The sequence below is a fragment of the Roseovarius sp. B-10 genome, from assembly GCF_056859295.1.
The window spans coordinates 249,719-257,848 of the sequence record NZ_JBSXOE010000040.1 but is presented as its reverse complement, the minus strand read 5'-3'; the positions used below and the strand labels follow the sequence as shown (position 1 = coordinate 257,848).

The following is an 8,130-nucleotide window of genomic DNA, read 5'->3' as shown; positions in this document are numbered from 1 at the left end:
AGCGTTCCCGCCGTTGTTGCCGACGTTGTTCCCGGCGTTGCCGCCGTTGCCGCCGTTGCCGCCGTTGTTGTCGCCGTTGCCGCCGTTGTTGCCGACGTTGGCGCCGTTGTTCTTGCCGTTCCCGACGTTCCCGCCGTTGCTCCCGCCGTTGACGGCGTTGTTCCCAGCGTTCCCGCCGTTGTTGTGGCCGTTGTTCCCGCCGTTGCCGCCGTTGCCGCCGTTCCCGCCGTTGTTGCCGCCGTTCCCGCCGTTATTCCCGCCGTTGCCGCCGTTGTTGCCGCCGTTGTTCCCGCCGTTCGCGCCGTTGTTCCCAGCATTGCCGGCGGTACCACCGCCAGCACCACCGTCGGCACTGGTGTCACCAGTCGCTTGAGCAACCGGCCCCGTATCGAGCCGGGCAATGATCATAGGAATGCAAGGGTCGTTGGGATTTTGCTCGATCAGTTGCTCGAGCATGCGTTGCAAAGTCAAGTCGCTGTCAACGGACAGAAATTCCTCACAGCTTATCGTGGCAGAGTCATCCTGAGCGTTCACTGGCATGACGTACAGGCCAAACGCTGAAGATATTGCTAAAATCGAAGTGCTGAAAGTCAGTTTGGCAAGCTTGGTGACGAGCATGATGCTCTCCTCATACGACATTACGCATTCAAGCTTTTGGAAATAAGCACCATTTATGGATTTTGGCAAGAAAATGTTATAACTATGGCACAAAGGAGGCGTATTTATCGCGTTCTATCAAACGATCCGCTGTATTCTTTCGTTTTGTTTCCTTTTGGATGCCTCAGAGAGCGTCCTTCCGTTTCAAATTGGGCGCTTTTGTGGTGAGGCAGCTTTGCTGACCTATGTGGGTCCGCCGCTTTTCGGAATTGGTTTTTCCGGCATGTGCGATCTCCACCGCGCATCCGACTCGCCACCGGCCACAACCGTCATTTGGCAAGGCTTCTGCCTCCCCGCAGACCTCAACAAAGGCGTCCGCATTACAACGAGGGCGCCGTATGCTTGCCCCATCAGTTTCGCTTCGCGGACCTTCGGTTCATAAAATGCATCTTGATCTCGACGCGACTTCGGCGGTGGTATCCGCTTCATCGTCGCCAGAGCGCGCCCGAGGTATTTCGAGGCCTGCAGGGCCTCGTTGCGCGCCACGGCACCCTTGGTGCTGGTCTTCCAGGGTTTGGCGTTCCCGCGCGGTGGAACGACGGCATGCGCCCCGCAGTCGGCGATGGCATCATGGCAGTTGCGCGTGTCGTAGGCACCATCTGCCGTGACGCTTCCGACCTCCTGATCGGCCAGGATTTGATCAAGCAGTTCGGGAAGCATCAGCGAGTCTCCGATATGGCTACCAGTGACCTCGACGGCCCGAACCTCCAATGTTTGCTCGTCCATCCCGAGGTGTATCTTGCGCCAGACCCGTCGTTTCGACCCATCATGCTTGCGCGCATGCCATTCGCCGTCTCCCTCGACCTTGATACCCGTGCTATCTACCAAGAGGTCCAGCGGTCCCTTGGAACCCCGGTAGGGGAAAGGTCTTCTGGCGACGGGAGAGAGTGCTGAGCTCCGGCACCGCCCAGTCGAGGCCAACCAATTGCAGCTGGCTCGCGACGAAGCCCATGGTCAGGCGCAATGCCATGCCGAACCTGCCCGGGGCTTCGCCCGTTCAGGGCTGAAACGCGCCACCGGCGCGTTTCCGGGACGCCCTTCACCCTTCATCGTCAGGCACGTCTGGATCGCGGTATCGCTCTGGGTCTGCTGGCGGCCGCGCCTGCCTGTCGGCGCGGCATCCCAGATCATTGTCGGATCGAACCAGATCGTCAGCGAGCCACGGCGCTTGAGCGCTTCATTGTAGGCCGACCAGTTCCTGGTCTTGTAGCTCGGAGGTATCGGCCTACTCACGCAGCCCAGCTATCACGCTGGATTCACCAGATGACTCCCCCTCAGCACATTAGTGCAACAAATCCGATACAAATTTCCAACTTTTGACCCAAAAGATTCCGCAAAAGAAACACAGTTAAATGGCGTAATGAAACGGAGAAATAGAGACGGAAAGTGCGCCGCTATGCACAATGGCCAATACGCCCGGAGGACATCAATGAAGAACGCAAACTCTGCCGAACAAGCAAAGCCTTCTCCGGCGTACCTGATGTCGAAATCGTTATTCTTGGCATGCGCCTTAGCTACGCTGAATATGTCACCAGTTCAGGCGAGAAGTATCAGTGCTCTTGCTCCAGCAGTTATCACTTTGAACTCTGATCCAGGTGGAAGTGTCTACCGCTATATGCACAATGTCGCCCTTGCCGCCGCACAAGATAAAGTCGTGCAGATACAAGGTAGGTGCCAATCAGCTTGCACCCTCTATCTGGCAATGCCATCTGACCAAATTTGCGTCCATCCTAACGCAAGTTTCTCTTTTCACCAAGCTTACGGATCAAACCGTGCATCAAATGAGTTAGGCACGAGACACATGCTGCGCAAATACCCACAGTGGGTGCAAAGCTGGATAAGAGAGAAAGGTGGACTTCAGAACCGCTTCATTCACATGAGCTATTCCTATGTATCGAAATTTGTTAGAACATGCGGTCGCACGACCTCGCGTGAAACGCAGGTTTTTAAAACAAGATGGGAAAAGAATGATCGGAGCAAAACATTCCATCATTTTAGATAGCCTTAGAAATCCCATTCTGATCTATTCAAATGAAGATCCCTGATCGCTTTCGCCCAACTGCGCCAGCAGCATCTAAACAGGGTTACGACACCGATTGGTCCAGTGACGTGCTCCGCGCTTGGAGTTCGCGCTTATAGGTTAGCCCAGTCCAGGGTTTTGGCCCCTTGTTGACTGTTGAGGATCCTCTCACAGGTGAGCCCGCCGATCCATAAGAGCTGCGTGTCGCCCGAGAAGCCCTCTCGTCCAAGGTCTGCCGTTGGCCGTGGCGGTGACGAAGAGAGAAGACGCCACCCCGACCCCCAGCTCCTACAGGGCGGCCTGGCATGGAAAGGGGATGGCTGACTGGCCGCTGACCGGCCTACAGTTCAAACTGCTCAAGATCGGCACCCGCGTTGTGCGTCACGCCCGCGCAATCATTTTCCGGCTGGCCGGGATTGCCGCGATCGGCCTGATTGTGATGCTCTTCGTTGCCGCCATTCAACGATTGCGATGGCCGCCGTCGCCTGTGCGATGCTGAACCTGCCAGAAATCCTCCGTTACGAAAACCTCAAATCTGTCCAATAGGCGCTGACGTCAGACACTTAAAGGAGATACGCTGACGTTACGGATCGCACCCGCGATATTGGCCTCCGGGCATGATCGATAAAGAATGCGGTGGCACAAATTGACCGTCAGACCACCACGAATCCAAGCTAGGAGATGAGTGACGAGGCAGACCGAAGCGAAGATCGAAGTCCAGGCAAAACCCAGCTTGTGGACAGTCGAACCTCCGTCGTTTTGCTACACATTGTGCCATACGAAAAATATTAAAATTCATTAAATTTAATACGTTAGATAACGTGTTCTGACGGATTAATGCCTGCCGGGACGCCACCACTTCTGAGCTGGTTAACGCGCAACGTATCTTGGAAGCCGGATTGCGGAGCCGGACCTCTTACCCGTCCCGCCAGCCGCGGCATTGGCGTTTTTCGGACTACTGCGACAAGTTATTCGGGCTCCTGAAGGCACTCGTGGCCATCAACACGTCGATTTGCCGCGCTGAGCCTCCGCGTTTGCGAGAGCCGTGATTTCGCAGGTCGCTTGCTCAGGCGGTCCGGGGCAGGATGCGATAATGCGCCTCTGTCGGACGGCAGGCCGCGCCATTGATCGGAAGGATGTCCTGCGGACAGGCCGACATCGCCACCACGCAATCCATCCGGGCCCGCAAGATGACGTAGTCGCCGGCGCGGGACAACGGCTCTCCCCAGCTGGTGCTTCCGTCCTCCGCCACGGGAATGTTCATCCAGAGGTTCAGCGGGCTCGGGCACTCGAGGATGTCGATACCAATCCGCCGCATGGCAGCGAACAGATTGTCGGTACAATTGTCGTGATAGTCGCTACAGCCCAGAAGCCCGTAGCGGTAATCGTCACAGGCAGCGATCAGCGTGTCATGCCGGCCCGGAGAGGTGTCTTCTTCCATCGTCATGATCGGGCGCCGCCGGTTCGTGATGAGGGCATCCCCCTTTCCGGGCCACAGCTTGCCCAGAGTCGGGCGCATGTGCTCGTTCGAGAGGAACTCTTTGGTATCCTCGGCATTGAAGACCCAGGTGTCGACAACCTGGGCACCATGAGTATTGATGATCTGGATGGCCTCGCCCGCCGAAAGCCGCGCGGCCCGACCACTGCGAGCAGGAAGCGTAATGCGTTCAGGTTCGCCCGACATCGTCCCCTCCAATCAACTTATCGGATCAGTCTAGATCAGGTTCTTCACGCGAGGGCAAGTCGGGCTCTCTTCGTTTTGGCAGGGTCACGATGTGTCCCATCGCGCTCAGTATCAGCAATACAGTCACCAGACTTCTTCGGACGGGGTCGCACCGGATTGACGTGGCGCATGGCCTTTCGGTGCCCTGTCCGCCACAGCTTAATGTGCATCAACGCGGCCGGGGTCAGGTCAGGGTATCCAGGGCGCGAAAACCTGTTGCAAGGAGCAGCGCATGGCATTCGAAGAGATCGTGGAGGCCCTCTCCGACCCGAAAACCCACGGCTTGGAGACCGAGGTGAAAACCGTGCGGACCCACGCCGCGATCGTGTTTCTTGCCGGGAACTCAGCGTACAAGGTGAAGCGCCCGGTCGTCTACGACTATCTCGATTTCTCGACACCCCAAAAACGCGAGGCGATGCTGCGCCGAGAAATGGACATCAACAAGTCGGCTGCGCCAGAAGTTTACCGCGGTCTCGTGCCGCTGACCCGGCGTGCCGATGGCAGTCTCGAACTGAACGGTGACGGCGACCCAGTCGAATGGTGTCTGCACATGCGCCGCTTTCCCGAAGGCGCAGAGATGACGGCGGTGGCCGCTCGCGGCGGGATCGACCGGACCCTGGCCGAAGAAATTGGCGCGGCCATCGCGGACTATCACGCCGGCGCAGAGAAGCGGCACGAGGATGGCCGCACGCTGGCGCGCACGGCCGCTGCCGATCTGAACGCAGCGCTCGGAGGGATGACGGATGCCCTTGGCGAAGGGCGCATCAAGCGTTTCCATGACTGCATCGCGACCGAAATCGCGCGCAACGCGGTGCTCCTGTCCGCGCGGGGGCGCGCGGGGCATATCCGGCGCGGCCATGGCGATCTGCACCTGGGCAACATGGTGCTGCTCGACGACAGGCCGGTGCTCTTCGACGCGCTCGAATTCGACGAGCGCCTTGCCACGCTCGACGTTCTCTACGACCTCGCCTTCGCGATCATGGACCTCTTGCATCGCGACCTCCACGAGGCGGCGCATGCCGTGCTCGACGCCTACCTCTACCGGGCGCGCGAGCCTGACCATTTCGACGGGCTGGCCCTGCTGCCGCTCTTCCTAGGGCTTAGGGCGGGCATCCGGGCGATGGTCACGGTGCAGGCGGCGCGGCTGGAGGACGGCCCGCCCGATTCCGGCATCGCCGAGGCCCAGGCATATCTCGATCACGCGCTCGATTACCTCTCGCCTACCGCGCCCCGTCTCGTTGCGGTTGGCGGGTATTCGGGCACCGGCAAAACCACCCTGGCCCGGAAACTTGCGCCGTCGATCGCCCCGGTGCCCGGCGCGATCCACCTGCGCAGCGACCTCGAACGCAAGGCAATGTTCGGGGTCGATCCGCTTTCGGGTCTGCCGCAGAGCGCCTATTCCGAGACCGCTGGCAAGCAAGTCTATGCCCGGCTGCTCGCGCAAGCCGACCGGTCCCTGCGCGCCGGACATTCCGTGATCTTCGACGCGGTCTTTGCCCGCGAGGAGGAGCGCCAGGCGCTCGCCGAACTTGCGCGGCAACGGGAGGTGCGGTTCTCCGGACTCTGGCTGCACGCGGATCGGGACACGCTTGTGTCGCGCGTATCGGCACGCCAGGGTGATGCCTCGGATGCCGATGAGACGGTGGTGCTGCGGCAACTGGCCTCAGGCGAGGGGGCGACGGACTGGGTGCGCGTCGAGTCCAGCGGCGATGTCCGGGACGTTCTGAACCGGGCGCACGCCGCGCTTGGACCCTGAAAGGACGGCAGGGCCTCGACCGCGCGGCCGATAAAAATCAAGGCGCGCGTCGCGTGTCATCACATTACATTTTAGAATGTGACTGCGCTGCGTGACTGGTGGACCAAGGCCGGCACGTAGACTTGCATGGAGGCAGATGTCATGCTCACTCTCCCCCGCAAGGACGACGCCTATTCGCCACTCTATTGCCTCGCTGCCCTCGGACCGGGCGGTTTCGTCTTCACCTTCGGCTTAGGGGCCATCATTGGCCCGCTGGACATGGGCTTTGCCATGAATGTGCTCGGCCCGTTCGCATTTTGGGTCGTGCTTGGCGGCTCCTTCGCAACCATCGTGCTCTATGCATTCTACCGCATGAGCCAGCGAGACGCGGTCCCTGCATCAGCAGACCGACGCTGGCGCGTGCAGGTTGGAAATCGTCCACATGGCCTGAATTCTACGGGAAAAGGAATGTCACGCCGTAAGACGGATTTATGTGGCAACGCCGATCACGTGTGAGAATGTCGTCGGGATTGTCAAACGACGCTGCGTTACCATATCTGATCCGGTGACAGGGGTTGGTTTGTCATGTTCAACGCTCCCAGAGCGCTGAGCCTGGCATGTACCGCATCAGCGAGCACCCGGCAATCGGCCAGCGCCATGGCAAAACGTGCCTGGCAGAACTCGGTCAGCACTTGCGATGCGAGCGCCTGTTCGCCCGTGTCCAGCAGGACCGATGCCGCGCGCAGCACATCCGGCAACTCCGCGTTTACGTTGGCCTCGATCGCACGCCAGTGTGTCCATATCTCGTCCAGGACGGGATCCGGTTTCTGAAAGGCGAGATGCATCAGCCGCTTGAATTCATGGACGGCCGACGGCCCGGTCTCGATACCCTGCGGGACCAGAGAAACCGTGTCGGGACCCTTGTCTTCCTTGCGGAGATCAAGGAAGCGGTGGCTTTCGCCGGTTGTCAGGTACCGGTGCTGGCGCCAGGCCGGAGGCACCGTGTCCTGACCGAGAAAGACCGGCAGGAGTGGCGCGGTGACAGGGCCGACGGGCGCGTGCCACATCATGCGCAACGCATCGTGCGATGGATGCTCCAGGGGTACGACCTGGCCATATCCGGCGGTATCGCCAGTGAGCCGTTCGCTGCTGATAGACCAGAACACGTCTGCCAGCCCAATTTTTTCAGGGCGCGCAGCACGTTGGCGCATTTCATCCTCGATCCAGGCAACCCCGTCCCAGCGATGCTTGCCGTCGCCATAGACGCGGTTGACATGAAAAGGACCATCACCCGGCGACCACCAGCCCATTTCACGGGCCGTGTCGAAGAAATGTATCGGAAACAGGAAGTTCTCGTCAGGCGCGGCTGGTATTTCGCCGATATACCCCGGGCGCGAGGCACGGATGCTGTCAGGACCCAGCCGCTCGGCGCACCACAGGCCACGGCCTCCGGCAAACTCGATTACCACCCAAGCCTCGTCCGGGTCGGCAATCATGTGCGAATTGCCGCCATAAGTGGAATAGCCGTACTTTGCGATCAAATCTCCAATCAGCTCTACACCCTCGCGCGCGCTGTGTGCGCGCTCGATGACGATGCGGGCAAGGTCGGAATAGTTTGGTCCGGTCTGGTTTTTTGGCGTCATCGCGATCATCTCGGCGCGCGAGGTGGACCAAATGTCACGCACCGCCACGCCGCGTTCGTTCAACCCGCCATTGGTCAGCGGAGCGGGCACGCCGAGGTAATAACTGTAACTCACCCGCATGTTGCGCAGGGTTTCCGGAGCCTGGGGTATTTCGGTCAAACGACCGGGCATGTCGGCCTGTGGCGTCACACCCACCGTGATGAACGTGCCGTCGGGATGCTGCGCACGCGGGCAGATTTCCAGCCAATGGCTGCTAGGCTCGTCGCCGTATCCTGCGAGGTATGCGATGCCGTCAGCCGAATGATTGCGCCCGATATAGATGCCGTAACTCATGTATGTGTCTCTTTTGTCC

Annotated in this window: 6 protein-coding genes and 2 pseudogenes; 4 read left to right on the top strand and 4 right to left on the bottom strand. The window is 59.8% G+C overall.

Translation table 11 applies throughout. The features are described from left to right. The coding region (locus AC13D8_RS17505; RefSeq protein WP_482969893.1) for a hypothetical protein at positions 1–618 on the bottom strand (618 nt) is incomplete at its 3' end. Positions 619–1,007: 389 nt separating this feature from the next. Beyond that, positions 1,008–1,890: pseudogene (locus AC13D8_RS17500) on the bottom strand (IS5 family transposase). 196 nt (positions 1,891–2,086) lie between these two features. On the opposite strand from AC13D8_RS17500, the gene AC13D8_RS17495 reads away from it, so the two are divergent. Both AC13D8_RS17495 and AC13D8_RS17490 read left to right on the top strand, forming a co-directional pair. Next, positions 2,087–2,659: a hypothetical protein gene (locus AC13D8_RS17495; protein ID WP_482969892.1), complete on the top strand. Its 573-nt coding sequence runs from the start codon at positions 2,087–2,089 to the stop codon at positions 2,657–2,659. Between the two features lie 328 nt (positions 2,660–2,987). After that, positions 2,988–3,176, top strand: a pseudogene (locus tag AC13D8_RS17490) (IS1380 family transposase); the annotation flags it as partial. 567 nt (positions 3,177–3,743) lie between these two features. On the opposite strand, the gene AC13D8_RS17485 reads toward AC13D8_RS17490, so the two are convergent. Further along, positions 3,744–4,361 carry a DUF1989 domain-containing protein gene (locus AC13D8_RS17485; protein WP_482969891.1) on the bottom strand — a complete coding sequence of 206 codons (618 nt, stop codon included), beginning with the start codon at positions 4,359–4,361 and terminating at the stop codon, positions 3,744–3,746. A 271-nt stretch (positions 4,362–4,632) separates the two neighbouring features. Between AC13D8_RS17485 and AC13D8_RS17480 the strand changes: the two genes are divergently transcribed. After that, positions 4,633–6,156: a bifunctional aminoglycoside phosphotransferase/ATP-binding protein gene (locus tag AC13D8_RS17480; protein WP_482969890.1), complete on the top strand. Its 1,524-nt coding sequence runs from the start codon at positions 4,633–4,635 to the stop codon at positions 6,154–6,156. A gap of 141 nt (positions 6,157–6,297) precedes the next feature. Then, positions 6,298–6,651, top strand: coding sequence for a hypothetical protein (locus tag AC13D8_RS17475; RefSeq protein ID WP_482969889.1), 354 nt, complete (start codon positions 6,298–6,300; stop codon positions 6,649–6,651). Positions 6,652–6,683: 32 nt separating this feature from the next. On the opposite strand, the gene AC13D8_RS17470 is transcribed toward AC13D8_RS17475, so the two are convergent. After that, on the bottom strand, positions 6,684–8,111 hold the full coding sequence (locus tag AC13D8_RS17470) for a C69 family dipeptidase (RefSeq protein WP_482969888.1): 1,428 nt from the start codon (positions 8,109–8,111) through the stop codon (positions 6,684–6,686). Positions 8,112–8,130: the final 19 nt, after the last annotated feature.